This is a genomic window from Vibrio neptunius, assembly GCF_000967495.1.
Lineage (GTDB): Bacteria > Pseudomonadota > Gammaproteobacteria > Enterobacterales > Vibrionaceae > Vibrio > Vibrio neptunius.
The window spans coordinates 22,288-40,341 of the sequence record NZ_JXXU01000015.1 but is presented as its reverse complement, the minus strand read 5'-3'; the positions used below and the strand labels follow the sequence as shown (position 1 = coordinate 40,341).

Below are 18,054 nucleotides of genomic sequence, written 5' to 3'. Positions count from 1 at the left end.
ATCCCGCATCCCGCATCCCAACTCCCCATTTCCTCTTATGCGTTTATTTTTCACACAGCGCTTGCATGTCAAACTGTGATCTGTATAATGCAGCGCACTGGTTAAGCCAGTTGTGAACCAATGAGCGAAGAGGAGCTGATTTATCTCTATGATATTTCAGGTAATGTAGACTCAGCTTATGTTCGCGGTTAATACAATTAGCTACTTATTCTTCGGAATAACTATCCCCAGACGTGATTCTGGTATGTAGGGGTAGTTAATCGAAAATTAACTGACAATACTTCCTAATCTTGGAAGTTACGGTTTCACATAAATCAATCGGCATTCTCTCGCTTTTGCGAGTGTGAGTGGCGATATTGTTTGTGTAATTTTTAATATTGGAGCTCTGTCTCATGCAGAACCAACGTATCCGTATCCGCCTAAAAGCTTTCGATTACAAACTAATCGATGCTTCTACAGCGGAAATCGTTGAAACAGCTAAGCGCACTGGCGCACAGGTTCGTGGTCCAATCCCACTGCCTACTCGTAAAGAGCGTTTCACAGTTCTTATCTCTCCACACGTTAACAAAGATGCTCGTGATCAGTACGAAATCCGTACTCACAAACGTCTAATCGACATCGTTGAGCCAACAGACAAAACTGTTGATGCACTGATGCGTCTAGACCTTGCTGCGGGCGTTGACGTACAAATTAGCCTAGGTTAAGGGAGATTAGAAGAATGATTGGTCTAATCGGTCGTAAAGTGGGCATGACCCGCGTATTTACTGAAGAAGGCGTTTCTATCCCAGTAACAGTTGTTGAGGTTGAAGCTAACCGTGTTTCTCAAGTTCGTACACTTGAGACTGACGGCTACGCAGCAATCCAGGTAACTACTGGTGCTAAGAAAGCTAACCGTGTTTCTAAGCCAGAAGCTGGCCACTTTGCTAAAGCAGGTGTTGAAGCTGGTCGCGGTCTTTGGGAATTCCGTTTGGAAAACGGTGAAGAGTTTGAAGTTGGTGCTGAACTAACGGTTGAACTGTTCAACGAAACTAAGAAAGTAGACGTTACTGGTACATCTAAAGGTAAAGGCTTCCAAGGCGCTGTTAAGCGTTGGAACTTCTCTACTCAAGATATGACTCACGGTAACTCATTGTCTCACCGTGCTCCTGGTTCTATCGGTCAATGTCAGACTCCAGGTCGCGTATTTAAAGGCAAGAAAATGGCAGGTCACATGGGTGCTGAGCGTGTAACGACTCAAAACCTAGAGATCGTACGTGTTGACGCTGAGCGCAACCTGCTTCTTATTAAAGGTGCAGTCCCAGGCGCAACTGGCGGTAACGTGATCGTTAAACCAGCTGTTAAAGCATAACGTCTCAGGAGTAAGTAATGGAACTAATGGTTAAAGGTGCTGATGCACTAACTGTTTCCGAAACTACTTTCGGACGTGAGTTTAACGAAGCTCTTGTACACCAAGTAGTTGTTGCGTACGCAGCAGGTGCTCGTCAAGGTACTCGTGCTCAAAAAACACGTTCAGAAGTTTCTGGCGGTGGCGCTAAGCCATGGCGTCAAAAAGGTACTGGCCGTGCGCGTGCTGGTACAATCCGTAGCCCAATCTGGCGTACAGGTGGTGTTACTTTTGCTGCGAAACCACAAGATCACAGCCAAAAAGTAAACAAAAAAATGTACCGTGGTGCTATGAAGAGCATTCTTTCTGAGCTTGTTCGTCAAGAGCGTTTAATCGTTGTTGATAACTTCTCAGTAGAAGCACCAAAGACTAAAGAGCTTGTAGCTAAGCTTAAAGAGCTTGAGCTAACTGACGCGCTTATCGTGACTAGCGAAGTAGATGAGAATCTATTCCTAGCTGCTCGTAACCTATACAAAGTTGACGCACGTGACGTTGCTGGTATCGACCCAGTATCGCTAATCGCGTTCGACAAGGTTGTAATTACTGCTGACGCAGTTAAGCAAGTTGAGGAGATGCTAGCATGATCACTGAAGAGCGTATCCTAAAAGTTCTACGTGCTCCGCACATCTCTGAAAAAGCAACTATGGCAGCTGAGAAAGCGAACACTATCGTTTTCAAAGTAGCTAAAGATGCTACTAAAAAAGAGATCAAAGCAGCTGTAGAAAAGCTATTTGAAGTTGAAGTTAAGTCTGTAAATACTCTTATTACTAAGGGTAAGACCAAACGTCAAGGTCTACGCCAAGGTCGCCGCAGCGACGTTAAGAAAGCGTACGTTACTTTGAAAGAAGGTCAAGATCTTGACTTCGTTGGCGGCGCGGAATAACAGGAGTAGTTGAGAAATGGCTATTGTTAAATGTAAGCCGACTTCCCCTGGTCGTCGTCACGTTGTTAAAGTTGTTAACGCTGACCTACACAAGGGCAAGCCATACGCACCTCTTCTAGAGAAAAACTCTAAGAACGGTGGTCGTAACAACAACGGTCGTATTACAGTACGTCACATCGGCGGTGGTCACAAGCACCACTACCGTGTAATTGATTTTAAACGTACTAAAGACGGTATCCCAGCGAAAGTTGAGCGTCTAGAATACGATCCAAACCGTAGCGCTAACATCGCTCTAGTTCTGTACGCAGACGGTGAGCGTCGTTACATCCTAGCACCTAAAGGTGTTCAAGCTGGTGATGCTATCCAGTCTGGTGCAGACGCGCCAATCAAAGCTGGTAACGCACTTCCAATGCGTAACATCCCAGTAGGTTCAACTGTACACAACGTTGAACTTAAGCCTGGTAAAGGTGGTCAGCTAGCTCGTTCGGCTGGTGCATATGCTCAAATCGTTGCTCGCGACGGTGCATACGTAACTATCCGTCTACGTTCTGGCGAAATGCGCAAAGTACTTTCTGAAGGCCGTGCAACAATCGGTGAAGTTGGTAACTCTGAGCACATGCTACGTGAACTTGGTAAAGCTGGTGCTAGCCGCTGGCGTGGTGTTCGTCCAACCGTTCGTGGTGTTGTGATGAACCCAGTAGACCACCCACACGGTGGTGGTGAAGGCCGTACTTCTGGTGGTCGTCACCCAGTTTCACCATGGGGTCAGCCAACTAAAGGCTTCAAGACTCGTAAGAACAAACGCACTGACAAGTACATCGTACGTCGTCGTAACAAGTAATCTATATAAAGAGGAATCGCCATGCCACGTTCTCTCAAGAAAGGTCCATTTATTGACCTACACTTGCTGAAGAAGGTAGAGAAAGCGGTGGAAAGCGGAGACAAAAAGCCTATTAAGACTTGGTCCCGTCGTTCAATGATCATCCCTACGATGATCGGTTTGACCATCGCTGTCCATAATGGTCGTCAGCACGTACCAGTTTTCGTTACCGAAGAAATGATCGGTCACAAACTGGGTGAATTTGCACCAACTCGTACTTACCGCGGCCACGTCGTGGATAAGAAAGCTAAGAAGCGTTAAGGAGTAGATGATGGAAGCACTAGCTAAACATAACTTTGCTCGCATTTCGCCTCAGAAAGCTCGCTTAGTTGCGGATCAAATCCGTGGTAAATCAGTTGACCAAGCTCTAGAAATCCTAACTTTCAGCAACAAAAAAGCTGCTGATCTAGTTAAGAAAGTTCTTGAGTCAGCTATCGCGAACGCGGAGCACAACGAAGGTGCAGATATTGACGATCTAAGTGTCGCAAAGATCTTCGTAGATGAAGGCCCTATCATGAAGCGTATTATGCCTCGTGCTAAAGGTCGTGCGGATCGTATCTTGAAGCGTTCAAGCCACATCACTGTTGTTGTAGCAGATCGCTAAGAGACTAGGAGAGTAAGCAATGGGTCAGAAAGTACATCCAAATGGTATTCGTCTTGGCATCGTTAAGCCTTGGAATGCTACATGGTTTGCTAACACCAAAGATTTCGCTGACAACCTAGACGGCGACTTCAAGGTACGTCAGTTCCTTACAAGTGAACTGAAAAAAGCGTCTCTATCACGCATCGTTATCGAGCGTCCTGCTAAGAGCATCCGTGTGACAATTCACACTGCTCGTCCAGGCGTTGTAATCGGTAAGAAAGGTGAAGACGTTGAGAAGCTACGCACAGCAGTAGCTAAAATTGCAGGTGTACCAGCGCAAATTAACATCGCTGAAGTACGTAAACCTGAACTAGATGCGCAACTTGTTGGTGACAGCATCGCGTCTCAGCTAGAGCGTCGTGTTATGTTCCGTCGTGCTATGAAGCGCGCGGTACAAAACGCTATGCGTCTAGGTGCTAAAGGCATCAAAGTAGAAGTAAGCGGTCGTCTAGGCGGCGCTGAAATTGCACGTTCAGAGTGGTACCGTGAAGGTCGTGTGCCTCTACACACTCTACGTGCTGACATTGATTACGCAACTTCTTCGGCTCACACTCAATACGGTGTGATCGGCATTAAAGTTTGGATCTTCAAAGGTGAGATCCTAGGCGGTATGCCAGCAGCTAACGCTGTAGAGCCTAAAGGCGACAAGCCTAAGAAGCAGCGCAAAGGCCGTAAGTAAGGAGTCGACAGATGCTACAACCTAAACGTACTAAGTTCCGTAAGGTTCAGACAGGTCGTAACCGTGGTCTAGCTAAAGGTACTGATGTAAGCTTCGGCGAATTCGGTCTTAAAGCAACTGGCCGTGGCCGTCTAACTGCTCGTCAAATCGAAGCGGCACGTCGTGCAATGACACGTCACGTTAAGCGTCAAGGTAAAATCTGGATCCGTGTGTTCCCAGACAAGCCTATCACAGAAAAACCACTTGAAGTTCGTCAGGGTAAGGGTAAAGGTAACGTTGAGTACTGGGTAGCCCAAATCCAACCTGGTAAGGTTATGTACGAAATGGGTGGTGTACCTGAAGAATTGGCTCGTGAAGCGTTCCGTCTAGCGGCGCGTAAACTGCCATTCAAAACTACGTTTGTAACTAAGCAGGTGATGTGATGAAAGCACAAGATCTACGCGAAAAAAGCGTTGAAGAGCTTAACTCTGAGCTACTGAATTTGCTACGCGAACAGTTCAACTTGCGCATGCAAGCTGCAACTGGTCAGCTACAGCAAACTCATACTCTGAAAGCTGTACGTCGTGATATCGCACGTGTGAAAACCGTATTGACTGAGAAGGCAGGCGCATAATGAGCGACAAAATTCGTACTTCATTTGGTCGTGTAGTTAGCAACAAGGCTGATAAGTCTATCACTGTTGCTATCGAGCGCATGGTTAAACACCCAATTTACGGCAAGTTCGTAAAGCGCACGACTAAAGTTCACGCACATGACGAGAACAACGAGTGTGGCCTAGGCGATACTGTTGAGATTCGTGAGTGTCGTCCACTGTCTAAGACTAAGTCTTGGACTTTGGTAAAAGTTGTAGAAAAGGCGAAGATGTAATCTTCACTTATCTATAAACAAAAAAACGGCTCCAAAATTATTTTGGGGCCGTTTATTTTTTGACTACCCAATCACAGAAAAGGGTGGTACAATTCGCGTCCCTTTTAAAGAGGCAGCCCGACCCGTGATGGGTCTAGTTATTAATATTTAGCGGAGCACTAACAATGATCCAAATGCAAAGTACACTTGACGCAGCTGATAACTCTGGCGCGCGCAAGGTAATGTGTATTAAGGTCCTGGGTGGCTCACACCGCCGTTATGCACATATCGGTGACGTCATCAAAGTTACTGTTAAGGAAGCAATTCCTCGCGGTAAAGTTAAAAAAGGTGACGTTCTGAAGGCGGTAGTAGTGCGCACCCGTAAAGGCGTACGTCGTCCAGACGGTTCTGTCATTCGCTTCGACCGTAATGCTTGCGTATTGTTGAACGACAACACTGAGCAACCAATCGGTACACGTATCTTTGGCCCTGTGACACGTGAACTTCGTGGCGATAAGTTCATGAAGATCGTTTCACTGGCTCCAGAAGTTCTGTAAGGAGCACGTAGAAATGGCAGCTAAAATCCGTCGTAACGACGAAGTAATCGTTCTTGCTGGTAAAGACAAAGGCAAGAAAGGTAAAGTAACTAAGGTTCTAGCAACTGGTAAAGTTATTGTTGAAGGTATCAACCTTGTTAAGAAGCACCAAAAGCCGGTTCCGGCTCTAGGTCAACAAGGTGGCATCGTTGAGCAAGAAGCAGCTATTGATGCTTCTAACGTTGCAATCTTTAACTCAGCTACTGGTAAAGCTGACCGTATCGGTTTCCGTTTTGAAGATGGTAAGAAAGTTCGTTTCTTTAAATCTAACAACGAAATCGTTTCTAACTAATAGAAGTAATTTGGAGTTCTACTATGGCGAAACTGCATGATTACTACAAGTCGTCTGTAGTCGCTGAACTGACCAAAGAGTTCAGCTACACAAGCGTCATGCAAGTCCCTAGAATCGAGAAAATCACCCTAAACATGGGTGTTGGTGAAGCAATCAACGATAAGAAACTGCTGGAAAACGCAGCTGCTGATATGGCAACGATCTCTGGTCAAAAGCCACTTATCACTAAAGCGCGTAAATCTGTTGCAGGTTTCAAAATCCGCGAAGGCTACCCTATCGGTTGTAAAGTAACCTTGCGTGGCGAACGTATGTGGGATTTTCTTGAGCGTTTAATTAACATCGCTCTTCCACGTGTACGTGACTTCCGTGGTGTTAGCGCTAAGTCTTTTGACGGACGCGGTAACTACAGCATGGGCGTTCGCGAGCAAATCATCTTCCCGGAAATCGACTTTGATAAAGTTGATCGAGTACGCGGTCTAGACATCACTATTACGACGTCTGCTGCTACTGATGAGGAAGGCCGTGCTCTGCTGGCTGCCTTTAACTTCCCATTCCGTAAGTAAGGTGAAGGGTTACTGTTATGGCTAAAAATTCAATGAAAGCACGTGAAGCAAAACGTGCGAAGCTAGTAGCTAAGTTCGCTGAAAAGCGTGCTGCGCTTAAAGCTATCATCAGCGATGTAAACGCATCTGAAGAAGATCGTTGGAACGCAGTTCTTAAATTGCAATCTCTTCCACGTGATTCAAGTGCATCTCGTCAGCGCAACCGTTGTAACCAGACTGGTCGTCCACACGGTTACCTACGTAAGTTCGGTCTAAGCCGTATCAAAGTTCGTGAAGCTTGCATGAAAGGCGAGATTCCTGGACTTCGTAAGGCTAGCTGGTAATTGCCACTTAATCATTTGGAGTAAATCATATGAGCATGCAAGATCCGATTTCGGATATGCTGACCCGCGTTCGTAACGGTCAGGCAGCAAACAAAGTTGCTGTTAAAATGCCTTCTTCAAAGCTTAAAGTTGCAATTGCTGCACTACTAAAAGCTGAAGGTTACATCACTGATTTCGCTGTAGAAGGCGAAGCTAAACCTGAGCTAGAAGTTACACTTAAGTACTTCCAAGCTAAACCGGTAATCGAGCAACTTAAACGTGTTTCTCGTCCAGGTCTACGTGTTTACAAGAAGAAAGATGAACTTCCTTCTGTAATGGGTGGTCTTGGTGTTGCTATCGTTTCAACTTCCAAGGGTCTTATGTCAGACCGCGCTGCACGTAAAGCAGGTCTTGGTGGTGAAATCATCTGCTACGTAGCTTAATAGGAGTAGACTATGTCTCGTGTTGCTAAAGCACCTGTCGCTATTCCAGCTGGCGTAGAGGTGAAACTAAACGGCCAAGAAATCACTGTAAAAGGTGCTAAAGGCGAACTATCTCGCGTTCTTAACGATGCGGTAGTTGTTGCTCAGGAAGAAAACAATCTTACTTTCGGTCCACGCGAAGGTGTTGCTAATGCATGGGCACAAGCAGGTACTGCTCGCGCTCTAGTTAACAACATGGTTGTTGGCGTTACTGAAGGCTTTACTAAGAAGCTAACTCTTAAGGGTGTAGGTTACCGTGCTGCTATCAAAGGCAACGCTGTAGGCCTAACACTTGGCTTCTCTCACCCAGTTGAGCATGAATTGCCAGCGGGTATTAAAGCTGAATGTCCAAGCCAAACTGAAATCGTGATCACTGGTTGTGACAAACAACTTGTTGGTCAGGTTGCGGCTGACATTCGTTCTTACCGTGAGCCTGAGCCTTATAAAGGTAAAGGTGTTCGTTACGCAGATGAAAATGTGCGTACTAAAGAAGCTAAGAAGAAGTAAGGTAACACTATGGATAAGAAAGCATCTCGCATCCGTCGTGCTACACGCGCACGTCGTAAGATTGCAGAACTGGGTGCAACTCGCCTAGTAGTACACCGTACTCCTCGTCACGTGTACGCTCAGGTTATCGCATCAAACGGCTCTGAGGTTATCGCAGCAGCTTCTACTGTAGAAAAAGCGATCCGTGAGCAAATTAAGAACACTGGTAACATCGATGCAGCTAAAGCAGTAGGTAAAGCTGTTGCTGAGCGCGCTCTTGAAAAAGGCGTTGATTCAGTTGCATTTGATCGTTCTGGTTTCCAATACCACGGTCGAGTGGCGGCGCTAGCAGAATCTGCTCGCGAAGCTGGTCTGAAATTCTAAGGTAGGGTTGGAAGATGGCTAAAGAACAACAAGTTCAAGCGAATGATTTGCAAGAAAAGCTAATCGCAGTTAACCGTGTTTCAAAAACGGTTAAAGGTGGTCGAATCATGAGCTTTACTGCACTAACTGTAGTTGGTGACGGTAACGGTCGTGTAGGTTTCGGTTACGGCAAAGCACGTGAAGTACCTGCAGCGATCCAAAAAGCAATGGAAAAAGCGCGTCGCAATATGACGACGATCGCTTTAAACGAAGGCACTCTTCACCACCCGGTGAAAGGTCGTCATTCGGGCTCTAAAGTTTACATGCAGCCAGCTGCAGAAGGTACGGGTGTAATCGCAGGTGGTGCGATGCGTGCAGTACTAGAAGTAGCAGGTGTACACAACGTACTATCTAAAGCATACGGTTCTACGAACCCTATCAACATCGTTCGTGCTACGATCGATGCGCTAGGTAGCATGAAGTCGCCAGAAATGGTTGCTGCTAAACGTGGTCTAACTGTTGAATCTATTTCGGAGTAAGAACACCATGGCAACTATTAAAGTTACTCAGACTAAAAGCTCAATCGGTCGCCTACCTAAGCACAAAGCGTGTCTTAAAGGTTTAGGCCTTCGTAAAATCAACCATACTGTAGAACTTGAAGATACTCCGTGTGTACGCGGCATGATCAACAAGGTTTTCTACATGGTTAAAGTTGAGGAGTAATCAGAATGCGTTTGAATACTCTATCACCGGCTGCGGGTTCTAAGCCTTCTGCGAAGCGCGTAGGTCGTGGTATCGGTTCTGGCCTTGGTAAAACCGGTGGCCGTGGCCACAAAGGTCAAAAGTCACGTTCTGGCGGTTCAGTACGTCCAGGTTTCGAAGGCGGTCAAATGCCTCTGAAACAACGTCTACCAAAATTCGGCTTCACTTCTCGTAAGAGCCTAGTGTCTGCTGAAGTTCGTCTAGCTGAGCTAGCGAAAGTTACTGGTGACGTCGTTGACCTAAACAGCCTTAAAGCTGCTAACGTTATCACTAAGAACATCGAATTTGTAAAAGTTGTTCTATCTGGTGAAATTAACAAAGCAGTGACTGTTAAAGGTCTACGTGTGACTAAAGGCGCTAAAGCTGCAATCGAAGCTGCAGGCGGTAAAATCGAGGAATAATCTCGAGGAACGAGGTACAGATGGCTAAGAAACCAGGACAAGATTTTCGTAGTGCTCAGAGCGGCTTAAGTGAACTGAAGTCGCGCTTGTTATTCGTAATTGGTGCACTTTTAGTATTCCGAGCAGGCTCTTTTGTGCCGATTCCTGGTATTGACGCTGCTGTACTTGCCGATTTGTTCGAACAGCAAAAAGGTACCATCGTTGAAATGTTTAACATGTTCTCCGGTGGTGCTCTTGAGCGTGCATCTATATTAGCGTTGGGCATCATGCCGTATATTTCGGCATCTATTGTTGTCCAACTGCTAACTGTAGTTCATCCAGCGTTAGCTGAACTCAAAAAAGAGGGTGAAGCAGGCCGTCGTAAGATCAGCCAATATACACGCTACGGCACGCTTGTACTTGCAACATTCCAGGCTATTGGTATTGCAACTGGCTTACCAAACATGGTCGACAATCTGGTTGTTATCAACCAAACCATGTTTACGCTAATTGCTACCGTAAGTTTAGTAACCGGCACCATGTTCTTGATGTGGTTAGGTGAACAAATTACAGAGCGTGGTATTGGTAACGGTATTTCGTTATTGATTTTTGCAGGTATTGTTGCTGGATTGCCTTCTGCAATCGGTCAAACAATCGAGCAAGCGCGTCAAGGTGAATTGCATGTACTTCTTCTGCTGTTGATTGTTGTACTTGCTTTTGCAGTAATTTACTTCGTTGTTTTCATGGAGCGTGGTCAACGTCGAATCGTTGTTAACTACGCGAAGCGTCAACAGGGTCGTAAAGTTTTTGCTGCGCAAAGCACTCATTTGCCACTTAAAATTAATATGGCAGGTGTAATTCCAGCAATCTTTGCGTCAAGCATTATTTTGTTCCCAGGAACATTGGCGCAGTGGTTTGGTCAAAACGGTGAGAGCAGCACGCTTGGTTGGTTAACTGACGTGTCTTTGGCTCTGAGCCCAGGTCAACCTCTGTATGTAATGCTTTATGCTGCAGCAATTATTTTCTTCTGTTTCTTCTACACGGCGTTGGTATTCAACCCGCGTGAAACAGCAGATAACCTGAAGAAGTCCGGTGCATTCGTACCCGGCATCCGCCCAGGTGAGCAGACAGCGAAATATATCGATAAAGTAATGACGCGTTTAACCCTAGCTGGTGCGCTTTACATTACCTTTATCTGTCTGATTCCGGAGTTCATGATGGTCGCGTGGAACGTACGTTTCTACTTCGGCGGTACATCGCTACTTATCGTAGTCGTTGTAATTATGGACTTTATGGCACAGGTACAGACTCATCTGATGTCTCAACAGTATGATTCTGTGTTGAAAAAGGCAAACCTAAAGGGCTATGGCCGTTAATTTAGGTTTCATTTACGGAGTTTAGCAATGAAAGTTCGTGCTTCCGTTAAAAAAATCTGCCGTAACTGTAAAGTTATCAAGCGTAACGGTGTTGTTCGCGTGATTTGCAGTGAGCCAAAGCACAAGCAGCGCCAAGGCTAATTAGCAGAAATTTTTACTTGAAATATAAGGTAGCGTCGAGTATATTCCTCGGCCTACCTTTTGCGTGCAAAAGAAGTAGTATTCCGCAGCGTATCCATAACGGGCTTTGCTGCGGCTAATTCTTTTATAGAAACACTTAGGAGTGAATAATGGCCCGTATAGCAGGCATTAACATTCCTGATCAGAAACATGCCGTAATCGCTCTAACAGCGATCTACGGTATCGGTAAAACTCGCTCTCAAGCTATCCTAGCTGAAGTGGGTATTGCTGAAGATGTTAAGATCAGTGAACTAACTGAAGAGCAGATCGATCAACTGCGTGATGGTGTAGCTAAGTACACTGTAGAAGGTGATCTACGTCGTGAAGTATCAATGAACATCAAGCGTCTTATGGACCTTGGCTGTTACCGTGGTCTTCGTCATCGTCGCAGTCTACCACTACGTGGACAGCGTACTAAAACCAACGCTCGCACCCGTAAGGGTCCGCGTAAGCCGATCAAGAAATAATCGGGAAGGTAGAGTACAATGGCTAAACAACCAACTCGCGCTCGTAAGCGCGTACGCAAGCAAGTTGCAGATGGCGTTGCGCACATCCATGCTTCTTTCAATAACACAATCGTAACCATCACTGACCGTCAGGGTAACGCTCTAGCTTGGGCTACTGCAGGTGGTTCAGGTTTCCGTGGTTCTCGTAAGTCTACTCCGTTCGCTGCACAGGTTGCTGCTGAGCGTTGTGCTGAAATGGCTAAAGAATACGGTCTAAAGAACTTGGAAGTTATGGTTAAGGGTCCTGGTCCAGGTCGCGAATCTACTGTTCGTGCACTGAACGCTGCTGGTTTCCGCATCACAAACATCGTTGATGCTACACCAATCCCTCATAACGGTTGTCGTCCACCTAAGAAACGTCGCGTATAACGTTTTTTAGATTACTGGAGAAAGATCATGGCAAGATATTTGGGTCCTAAGCTGAAGCTTAGCCGTCGTGAAGGCACTGACTTATTCCTTAAGTCTGGTGTTCGCGCGATCGATACCAAGTGTAAAATTGATAACGCACCAGGTGTACACGGCGCTCGTCGCGGTCGTCTATCTGAGTATGGCGTTCAGCTTCGTGAGAAGCAAAAAGTTCGTCGTATGTACGGCGTTCTAGAAAAACAATTCCGTAACTACTACAAAGATGCTGCTCGCCTTAAAGGCAACACTGGTGAAAACCTACTTCAGCTTCTTGAAGGTCGTCTTGATAACGTAGTTTACCGTATGGGCTTTGGTGCAACTCGCGCAGAAGCACGTCAGCTAGTTAGCCACAAAGCTATCCTAGTTAACGGTAAAGTTGTAAACGTTCCTTCTTTCAAAGTTGCGGCTAACGACGTTGTTTCTATCCGTGAGAAAGCGAAACAGCAATCTCGCATTAAAGCAGCTCTAGAAGTTGCTGAACAACGCGAAAAACCAACTTGGATTGAAGTAGATGGTGGTAAGATGGAAGGTACGTTCAAGCGTATGCCTGAGCGTTCAGATCTATCTGCTGACATCAACGAACAACTGATCGTCGAACTTTACTCTAAGTAAGGTTTAAACTAAAGAGAGGACACAATGCAGGGTTCTGTAACAGAATTTCTTAAGCCACGTCTTGTTGACATCGAACAAGTTAGCACGACACACGCAAAAGTAACTCTTGAGCCATTAGAGCGTGGCTTTGGTCACACTCTAGGTAATGCACTTCGCCGCATTCTTCTATCTTCTATGCCAGGTTGTGCAGTAACAGAAGTGGAGATTGAGGGCGTTCTACACGAATACAGTACAAAAGAAGGTGTTCAGGAAGATATTCTTGAAATTCTTCTAAACCTTAAAGGTTTGGCTGTACGCGTTGCCGAAGGCAAAGATGAAGTGTTTATTACGCTTAACAAATCAGGCTCGGGCCCTGTGGTTGCAGGTGACATCACCCATGATGGTGATGTAGAGATCGCTAACCCAGAACACGTTATTTGTCACCTAACAGATGACAACGCTGAGATCGCTATGCGTATCAAAGTTGAACGTGGTCGTGGTTACGTTCCAGCTTCAGCTCGTATCCATACTGAAGAAGATGAGCGTCCTATTGGTCGCCTACTGGTTGACGCTACGTACAGCCCAGTAGATAAGATTGCTTATTCTGTAGAAGCAGCTCGTGTAGAGCAGCGTACAGACTTAGACAAGCTTGTTATCGACATGGAAACGAACGGTACTCTAGACCCTGAGGAAGCTATCCGTCGCGCAGCTACTATCCTAGCTGAGCAATTGGATGCGTTCGTAGATCTACGTGATGTACGTGTACCTGAGGAGAAGGAAGAGAAGCCAGAATTCGATCCGATCCTACTGCGTCCTGTAGACGATCTTGAACTAACAGTTCGCTCTGCTAACTGTTTGAAAGCAGAAGCGATTCACTACATCGGTGATCTTGTACAGCGCACTGAGGTTGAGCTACTTAAAACGCCTAACCTTGGTAAAAAATCTCTTACTGAGATTAAAGACGTACTTGCATCACGTGGTCTGTCTCTGGGTATGCGCCTAGAAAACTGGCCACCAGCGTCTATCGCTGAAGATTAATCGATACTAGTTAGAAGGATTAGGTCATGCGCCATCGTAAGAGTGGTCGTCAACTCAACCGCAATAGCTCACATCGCAAAGCGATGTTCAGCAACATGGCTAGCTCTCTAGTACGTCATGAAGTTATCAAGACTACTTTGCCAAAAGCTAAAGAGCTACGTCGCGTAGTTGAGCCTTTGATTACACTAGCTAAGACTGACAGCGTTGCTAACCGTCGTCTAGCATTTGCACGTACTCGTGACAACGAAGTAGTTGCAAAACTATTTAACGAACTAGGTCCACGTTTTGCTGCTCGTCAGGGCGGTTACACTCGTATCCTAAAAGCTGGTTTCCGTGCTGGTGATAAAGCTCCAATGGCTTACATTGAGCTTGTAGATCGCCCAGCTGCTGAAGAAGCTGCTGAGTAATCAGGTTCGTAAGAACGAAAAAGCCGAGCATTAGCTCGGCTTTTTTGTACCTACTGTTTGTTGCACTGTTATTATTCTTTCCATAACTCTTCAATATATGTCATTAGCCCTGAGCTAGTACTTTGTCCTGATAAGTATTTTAATGGATTGGCGTGAATTGACCGCTTATTGATGTATCTAGACCTATCTTGGTGAAAATATCCTTTACTGCACTCAGGGATTCTATTTGATCGGCTATTCCATTTAGTGGAGGCAAACTCGACAAACCCGATATAGCGCTTGTTCATTGATCGCTGTACGCAAGATAGTGGGTTAGTGGGTCAGTTAGCGCTGATTGACTTTGCGTGTTCGATAGCTTTTGGCTAATAACGCTAGTTAACGTGTTCGAGTTAGGGTTCCTTTTCCTTGGTTGAGAAACGAGTAACTTGGGAAGTTCGTTGCAAGGTTTATTGGGAATAATCTTGGGGCTTTAGCCATAGTGATTTTTTAAGGGTAAAGCGAAACACACCCAATGTAGACAAAAAAAGCGACGCTATGCGTCGCTTTACAAACAATATTAGATTCGTATCGAATTACAGAATGTCTAGTAGTTCTACTTCAAATACTAGTGCTGCGAACGGAGGAATCGCTGCACCTGCGCCACGCTCACCGTATGCTAGGTCTTGAGGAATGTATAGTTTCCACTTAGAACCAACAGGCATTAGTTGAAGTGCTTCAACCCAGCCTTTGATTACGCCAGTTACTGGGAACTCTGCTGGTTGACCGCGAGATACTGAGCTGTCGAATACAGTGCCGTCAGTCAGCTCACCATGGTAGTGAACACGAACTTGCGTATCTGCTGTCGGGATTTCACCAGTACCTTCTGTGATAACTTCGTACTGTAGGCCTGACTCAAGAACCGTTACTTCAGGGCGAAGTGCGTTGTCTTTTAGGAACGCTTCACCGTCAGCAGCCGCTGCTTTCGCTGATTCCTGACGAGCAGATTCTGCGCGTTGGTGTAGATCTTGAAGTGCAGAGTTGATTTCGTCGATTTCAATAGCTGGCATGTCGCCCACTAGCGCTGTAGCAATACCCGCTGCGATTGCATCAACGCTAAGGCCCTCTAGACCAGATCCCGCCAGTTGCTGACCCATCTGTAGACCAATGCCATAGCTTGCTTTTTGTTCTACAGTTTCAAATTTAACTTCAGACATGATGTCTCTCTACTTTTGATGTATTTAGGTGGGACAGGATACCAGTATTAGTGTTGGGATGAAATGGTCGTGCTTGGATGCAACAACAAGTATCACAATGTGAGATTCACGTCTTACTTTTAAGCTGAGGTTGGCAAATTTGACCTGAACATCACTTAACACATTGAAAACTCCTATACTAGAGTGCGCTTCGTTTTTATACTTGTAGCCATGGATTTTGGGAGACCTAGCATAGTGAATCGTAGAAAGAAGAAAGCCAAGCAGGTAGATTATGTTGAGATAATGCAGCAAAAAATCTCACAGGTGGATTGGAAAGGGCTCGTTGATCAAGCAAAGCGCGCTTGGTCTGGCTTACCTATACTCCACCGACGTGCTCTTATGGTCCTAGTCCCTGTTGTTTTTCTTTTAATTATCTTCCCTAGCGCGGAGTCTACAAGTGTTCAGCAACAAGCAGAGCCACTAGTTCAGCAGCGTGTGCAAGTTGACATAAATACAACAGGTTTGAGCGAGCAGCCTTCCCAAGAACAAGAAAACTTGAAGTCTGAAGTATGGCAAGAATACACAGTCAAAAAAGGTGACACACTCGCTCAAGTGTTTCGTCATAACGATTTAGCGATGGCTGACTTAAACGCCTTGGTACGCGTTGAAGGTAACGATAAGCCACTCAGCCACATCAAAGCTGGTCAGCTTGTACGTTTTAAGCTCGCGGATGATGGTAGGTTAGATATTCTCCAGCTTGAAAAACGTTCAACGTCAGTGATGTTCTTCCGTTTATCAGATGGTGGATTTGGACGCAGTAAGTAGTTAACTGCTCACGACATGCCGTCGAAATCGTCGTCTTATGGGTAATAAAGGAGCGATGATTAGCGTGATACCAAGAGCGGTAATCCAATCAGGAATTTCATTAAACCACCAAACTCCAAACAGAGTGACAAACACTAATCCAGAATACTCTGCTAAGCCTATCTCTCCAGCTGGCGCTTTCCGATAAGCTAAAACCGCCAGCCCATTATAAATAAGAATCAGCAGTGCACCGGCGGCGATGAATCCCAATTGGGAGGCGCTGATTGCTTGCCAAGACCAAGCGGCTAGAATGCCTGCAACAGGAAGGGAGAGTAGCGAGGTCCAAAATAAAGTGCTGATCATCGATTGTTGAGCGGGTAGTTTACGCGCTGAAACATTAAACAACGCCAGAGTAATTGCAGTACCGAGAGCAAAAAGAGCGGCCCAATGAAATTGAGAAGGTCTGAGTACAATCAGTACGCCAACAAAACCCAATAATGTGCCGATCATTTTGGAACGAGAAGGTTTTTCTCCTATCATCAACATTGAAATGGGCAGCATCAATAAAGGGGCAGCGTAGAATACGGCATTTGCACTGGCTAATGTCATATGAGTGATGGCTACCACCATGCAGCCACTACCAATTAGAACGAGATGAGCGCGAAAGATGTTGAGACTGGGTGAATGTAGCTGACGTTTTGTTCGTGCTTCTTTTCTCCATAAAGGGTAGATCACCGCAACTGAGATTAACTGACGAATAAAAATGTACTGAAACGGGCTCACATTGCCGTCGAGTAATTTGACCATCACATCTGATAGTGATGCCGCTAGATTACCAGCAATGAGTAGCCACAGCGCTATGGCTTGAGGAGAAAGCTTACCCACAGTTAACGACTAAATTTCATGTCGATGTGCGGAATGTTGTCCTCTAGGTACATCTCTGAGGTACGTTGAAAACCATGGCGATTATAGTATGTTTCCAGATGCTCCTGAGCACCAATCTCAATATCTTGTCCCGGCCAGAGCTTATCGCATTCTAACAGAGCTTGTTCGAGCAATTGATGGCCTAACCCGTCACCGCGGTGAGTTTGCTGGGTAGCCACTCGACCAATGCTGACCGAAGGGTAGCTAGCGTCTTGTGGCAGAAGTCGTGCGCAAGCAACCAGTTCGTCGTCTTTGTAACCCATTAAATGATACACGTTCTCTAAGTTATCCTTGCCATCCAACTCAGGGTAGGGGCAGGTTTGTTCGACGACAAATACATCAACACGCAGTTTGAGAAGCTGGTAGAGCTGATGGACAGACAATTGGTCAAAAGGTAAAAGTTGCCAGGTGATCATAGCGTTACTCGGTTTCGTTGTTAGGTAGAGCTAAGTTAACAGTGATGAAATTAGGCAGCATTAACAAATGTTAACTTTGCATTCGCTTTTTAATTCGGCTTAGGCTAATCGGTGTAATACCTAGATACGCGGCTATCTGATAGTCAGTCAGTCTTTCAGGTAAGTGCGGATAGTGCTTGCAGAAGAGTTCATAACGTTCTTCTGGAGTATATAACAACATAAAGCGTTCTTTGTTCTCTTTGTACATCAACTGAGTTTCTAGCAGCTTGAGATACACGCTATGTTTTTGACTGCGCCATTGACGAAGCGTTTCGACTGGAAGCGAGAAGAGGACGCAAGAGGTCAGAGATTCGAGCAGGTAGGGTGACGGTTGCTGCTTGATTAAACTTTCAAAGCCGATGATCCAGTCGTGTTCCCAGTAAAACTCCTTGCTGAATTCTTTACCTTTATCAGTGAGATAGGCTGAGTGGCAGATCCCTTCGATGAGGAAAAAGATCTCGTCAGCTAGCTGGCCTTGATGAAGCAATATATGTCGAGTTGGGAGCTCAATAAGTTGGGAAGAATCAAGTAATTGGTCTATCTCATCGTGGTTGAAGCCTGTGGCTTGGAGCTGTTCCATAAAGCGTTCGGTGGGCTGCATGAACTTTGTATCATCAACTAAAACATGCTTAGAATTCTAACCGATCAAGTGCGA

Annotated in this window: 33 protein-coding genes; 29 read left to right on the top strand and 4 right to left on the bottom strand. The window is 45.7% G+C overall.

Annotation, left to right across the window (positions count from 1 at the left end; genetic code table 11):
- The first annotated feature begins 392 nt into the window (after positions 1-392).
- The 28 genes from rpsJ (at position 393) to rplQ (ending at position 14,044) form a co-directional block, all read left to right on the top strand.
- Entirely contained in the window at positions 393-704 is a 312-nt protein-coding gene (gene rpsJ / locus TW84_RS05810) for a 30S ribosomal protein S10 (RefSeq protein WP_001181007.1), read from the top strand.
- 14 nt (positions 705-718) lie between these two features.
- Positions 719-1,348 carry a 50S ribosomal protein L3 gene (gene rplC, locus TW84_RS05805; protein WP_006963219.1) on the top strand — a complete coding sequence of 210 codons (630 nt, stop codon included), beginning with the start codon at positions 719-721 and terminating at the stop codon, positions 1,346-1,348.
- Between the two features lie 17 nt (positions 1,349-1,365).
- Positions 1,366-1,968 (top strand): 50S ribosomal protein L4, encoded by a 603-nt coding sequence (gene rplD / locus TW84_RS05800; RefSeq protein WP_004745875.1) that lies wholly within the window; start codon positions 1,366-1,368, stop codon positions 1,966-1,968.
- Positions 1,965-2,267: a 50S ribosomal protein L23 gene (rplW, locus tag TW84_RS05795; protein ID WP_004398471.1), complete on the top strand. Its 303-nt coding sequence runs from the start codon at positions 1,965-1,967 to the stop codon at positions 2,265-2,267. Before rplD ends, rplW begins: the two co-directional genes overlap by 4 nt.
- A 16-nt stretch (positions 2,268-2,283) precedes the next feature.
- Positions 2,284-3,108, top strand: coding sequence for a 50S ribosomal protein L2 (gene rplB, locus TW84_RS05790; protein WP_006963217.1), 825 nt, complete (start codon positions 2,284-2,286; stop codon positions 3,106-3,108).
- A 21-nt stretch (positions 3,109-3,129) separates the two neighbouring features.
- The gene (gene rpsS, locus TW84_RS05785; RefSeq protein WP_004745876.1) at positions 3,130-3,408 is read left to right on the top strand and encodes a 30S ribosomal protein S19; all 279 of its coding nucleotides are present in this window, start codon (positions 3,130-3,132) and stop codon (positions 3,406-3,408) included.
- 10 nt (positions 3,409-3,418) lie between these two features.
- A complete protein-coding gene (gene rplV / locus TW84_RS05780; protein WP_006963216.1) occupies positions 3,419-3,751 on the top strand; it encodes a 50S ribosomal protein L22 in 333 nt (110 codons plus the stop codon).
- A 19-nt stretch (positions 3,752-3,770) separates the two neighbouring features.
- Positions 3,771-4,469 carry a 30S ribosomal protein S3 gene (gene rpsC, locus TW84_RS05775; RefSeq protein ID WP_004745879.1) on the top strand — a complete coding sequence of 233 codons (699 nt, stop codon included), beginning with the start codon at positions 3,771-3,773 and terminating at the stop codon, positions 4,467-4,469.
- 11 nt (positions 4,470-4,480) lie between these two features.
- A complete protein-coding gene (gene rplP, locus TW84_RS05770) occupies positions 4,481-4,891 on the top strand; it encodes a 50S ribosomal protein L16 (protein ID WP_004410459.1) in 411 nt (136 codons plus the stop codon).
- On the top strand, positions 4,891-5,082 hold the full coding sequence (gene rpmC, locus TW84_RS05765) for a 50S ribosomal protein L29 (protein ID WP_011078825.1): 192 nt from the start codon (positions 4,891-4,893) through the stop codon (positions 5,080-5,082). Before rplP ends, rpmC begins: the two co-directional genes overlap by 1 nt.
- Positions 5,082-5,336, top strand: coding sequence for a 30S ribosomal protein S17 (gene rpsQ, locus TW84_RS05760; RefSeq protein WP_045974711.1), 255 nt, complete (start codon positions 5,082-5,084; stop codon positions 5,334-5,336). Before rpmC ends, rpsQ begins: the two co-directional genes overlap by 1 nt.
- 164 nt (positions 5,337-5,500) lie before the next feature.
- Complete coding sequence (gene rplN, locus TW84_RS05755) at positions 5,501-5,872, top strand: 50S ribosomal protein L14 (RefSeq protein ID WP_004745883.1); 372 nt, start codon at positions 5,501-5,503, stop codon at positions 5,870-5,872.
- A gap of 13 nt (positions 5,873-5,885) precedes the next feature.
- Positions 5,886-6,203 (top strand): 50S ribosomal protein L24, encoded by a 318-nt coding sequence (gene rplX / locus TW84_RS05750; protein WP_045974710.1) that lies wholly within the window; start codon positions 5,886-5,888, stop codon positions 6,201-6,203.
- 23 nt (positions 6,204-6,226) lie between these two features.
- Positions 6,227-6,766, top strand: a complete 540-nt coding sequence (gene rplE / locus TW84_RS05745) for a 50S ribosomal protein L5 (RefSeq protein WP_045974709.1) — start codon at positions 6,227-6,229, stop codon at positions 6,764-6,766.
- Between the two features lie 17 nt (positions 6,767-6,783).
- A complete protein-coding gene (rpsN, locus tag TW84_RS05740; RefSeq protein WP_006963211.1) occupies positions 6,784-7,089 on the top strand; it encodes a 30S ribosomal protein S14 in 306 nt (101 codons plus the stop codon).
- A 29-nt stretch (positions 7,090-7,118) separates the two neighbouring features.
- Positions 7,119-7,511 (top strand): 30S ribosomal protein S8, encoded by a 393-nt coding sequence (gene rpsH / locus TW84_RS05735; protein WP_045974708.1) that lies wholly within the window; start codon positions 7,119-7,121, stop codon positions 7,509-7,511.
- A 12-nt stretch (positions 7,512-7,523) separates the two neighbouring features.
- Positions 7,524-8,057, top strand: a complete 534-nt coding sequence (gene rplF, locus TW84_RS05730; RefSeq protein ID WP_045974707.1) for a 50S ribosomal protein L6 — start codon at positions 7,524-7,526, stop codon at positions 8,055-8,057.
- Positions 8,058-8,066: 9 nt separating this feature from the next.
- Positions 8,067-8,420, top strand: a complete 354-nt coding sequence (gene rplR, locus TW84_RS05725; protein ID WP_045974706.1) for a 50S ribosomal protein L18 — start codon at positions 8,067-8,069, stop codon at positions 8,418-8,420.
- Between the two features lie 14 nt (positions 8,421-8,434).
- A complete protein-coding gene (rpsE, locus tag TW84_RS05720; protein WP_004745894.1) occupies positions 8,435-8,938 on the top strand; it encodes a 30S ribosomal protein S5 in 504 nt (167 codons plus the stop codon).
- Positions 8,939-8,945: 7 nt separating this feature from the next.
- The gene (rpmD, locus tag TW84_RS05715) at positions 8,946-9,122 is read left to right on the top strand and encodes a 50S ribosomal protein L30 (RefSeq protein WP_006963207.1); all 177 of its coding nucleotides are present in this window, start codon (positions 8,946-8,948) and stop codon (positions 9,120-9,122) included.
- Positions 9,123-9,127: 5 nt separating this feature from the next.
- On the top strand, positions 9,128-9,562 hold the full coding sequence (gene rplO, locus TW84_RS05710; protein ID WP_006963206.1) for a 50S ribosomal protein L15: 435 nt from the start codon (positions 9,128-9,130) through the stop codon (positions 9,560-9,562).
- 20 nt (positions 9,563-9,582) lie between these two features.
- A complete protein-coding gene (gene secY, locus TW84_RS05705; protein WP_045974705.1) occupies positions 9,583-10,917 on the top strand; it encodes a preprotein translocase subunit SecY in 1,335 nt (444 codons plus the stop codon).
- Between the two features lie 27 nt (positions 10,918-10,944).
- Positions 10,945-11,058: a 50S ribosomal protein L36 gene (rpmJ, locus tag TW84_RS05700; RefSeq protein ID WP_000868186.1), complete on the top strand. Its 114-nt coding sequence runs from the start codon at positions 10,945-10,947 to the stop codon at positions 11,056-11,058.
- 149 nt (positions 11,059-11,207) lie between these two features.
- Positions 11,208-11,564, top strand: coding sequence for a 30S ribosomal protein S13 (gene rpsM / locus TW84_RS05695; protein WP_005450559.1), 357 nt, complete (start codon positions 11,208-11,210; stop codon positions 11,562-11,564).
- A gap of 18 nt (positions 11,565-11,582) precedes the next feature.
- On the top strand, positions 11,583-11,972 hold the full coding sequence (rpsK, locus tag TW84_RS05690) for a 30S ribosomal protein S11 (protein ID WP_001118870.1): 390 nt from the start codon (positions 11,583-11,585) through the stop codon (positions 11,970-11,972).
- A gap of 27 nt (positions 11,973-11,999) precedes the next feature.
- Positions 12,000-12,620, top strand: a complete 621-nt coding sequence (rpsD, locus tag TW84_RS05685; RefSeq protein WP_045974704.1) for a 30S ribosomal protein S4 — start codon at positions 12,000-12,002, stop codon at positions 12,618-12,620.
- Between the two features lie 24 nt (positions 12,621-12,644).
- On the top strand, positions 12,645-13,637 hold the full coding sequence (locus TW84_RS05680) for a DNA-directed RNA polymerase subunit alpha (protein ID WP_004410407.1): 993 nt from the start codon (positions 12,645-12,647) through the stop codon (positions 13,635-13,637).
- A gap of 26 nt (positions 13,638-13,663) precedes the next feature.
- Positions 13,664-14,044 carry a 50S ribosomal protein L17 gene (gene rplQ, locus TW84_RS05675; protein ID WP_005383141.1) on the top strand — a complete coding sequence of 127 codons (381 nt, stop codon included), beginning with the start codon at positions 13,664-13,666 and terminating at the stop codon, positions 14,042-14,044.
- Positions 14,045-14,616: 572 nt separating this feature from the next.
- Here rplQ and TW84_RS05670 read toward each other — a convergent pair.
- On the bottom strand, positions 14,617-15,237 hold the full coding sequence (locus tag TW84_RS05670) for a BamJ family beta-barrel-assembly machinery protein (RefSeq protein ID WP_045974703.1): 621 nt from the start codon (positions 15,235-15,237) through the stop codon (positions 14,617-14,619).
- A gap of 234 nt (positions 15,238-15,471) precedes the next feature.
- Here TW84_RS05670 and TW84_RS05665 point away from each other — a divergent pair, with 234 nt between their 5' ends.
- Complete coding sequence (locus TW84_RS05665) at positions 15,472-16,041, top strand: LysM-like peptidoglycan-binding domain-containing protein (protein ID WP_084720192.1); 570 nt, start codon at positions 15,472-15,474, stop codon at positions 16,039-16,041.
- Here the strand turns inward: TW84_RS05665 and TW84_RS05660 are convergent, their stop codons facing one another.
- The 3 genes from TW84_RS05660 to TW84_RS05650 all read right to left on the bottom strand — a co-directional run bounded on the left by TW84_RS05660 (position 16,042) and on the right by TW84_RS05650 (position 18,000).
- Positions 16,042-16,905 (bottom strand): DMT family transporter, encoded by an 864-nt coding sequence (locus tag TW84_RS05660; RefSeq protein ID WP_045974701.1) that lies wholly within the window; start codon positions 16,903-16,905, stop codon positions 16,042-16,044. It lies immediately after the preceding gene.
- Between the two features lie 2 nt (positions 16,906-16,907).
- A complete protein-coding gene (locus TW84_RS05655) occupies positions 16,908-17,360 on the bottom strand; it encodes a GNAT family N-acetyltransferase (protein ID WP_045974700.1) in 453 nt (150 codons plus the stop codon).
- Positions 17,361-17,430: 70 nt separating this feature from the next.
- Complete coding sequence (locus tag TW84_RS05650) at positions 17,431-18,000, bottom strand: Crp/Fnr family transcriptional regulator (RefSeq protein WP_045974699.1); 570 nt, start codon at positions 17,998-18,000, stop codon at positions 17,431-17,433.
- Positions 18,001-18,054: the final 54 nt, after the last annotated feature.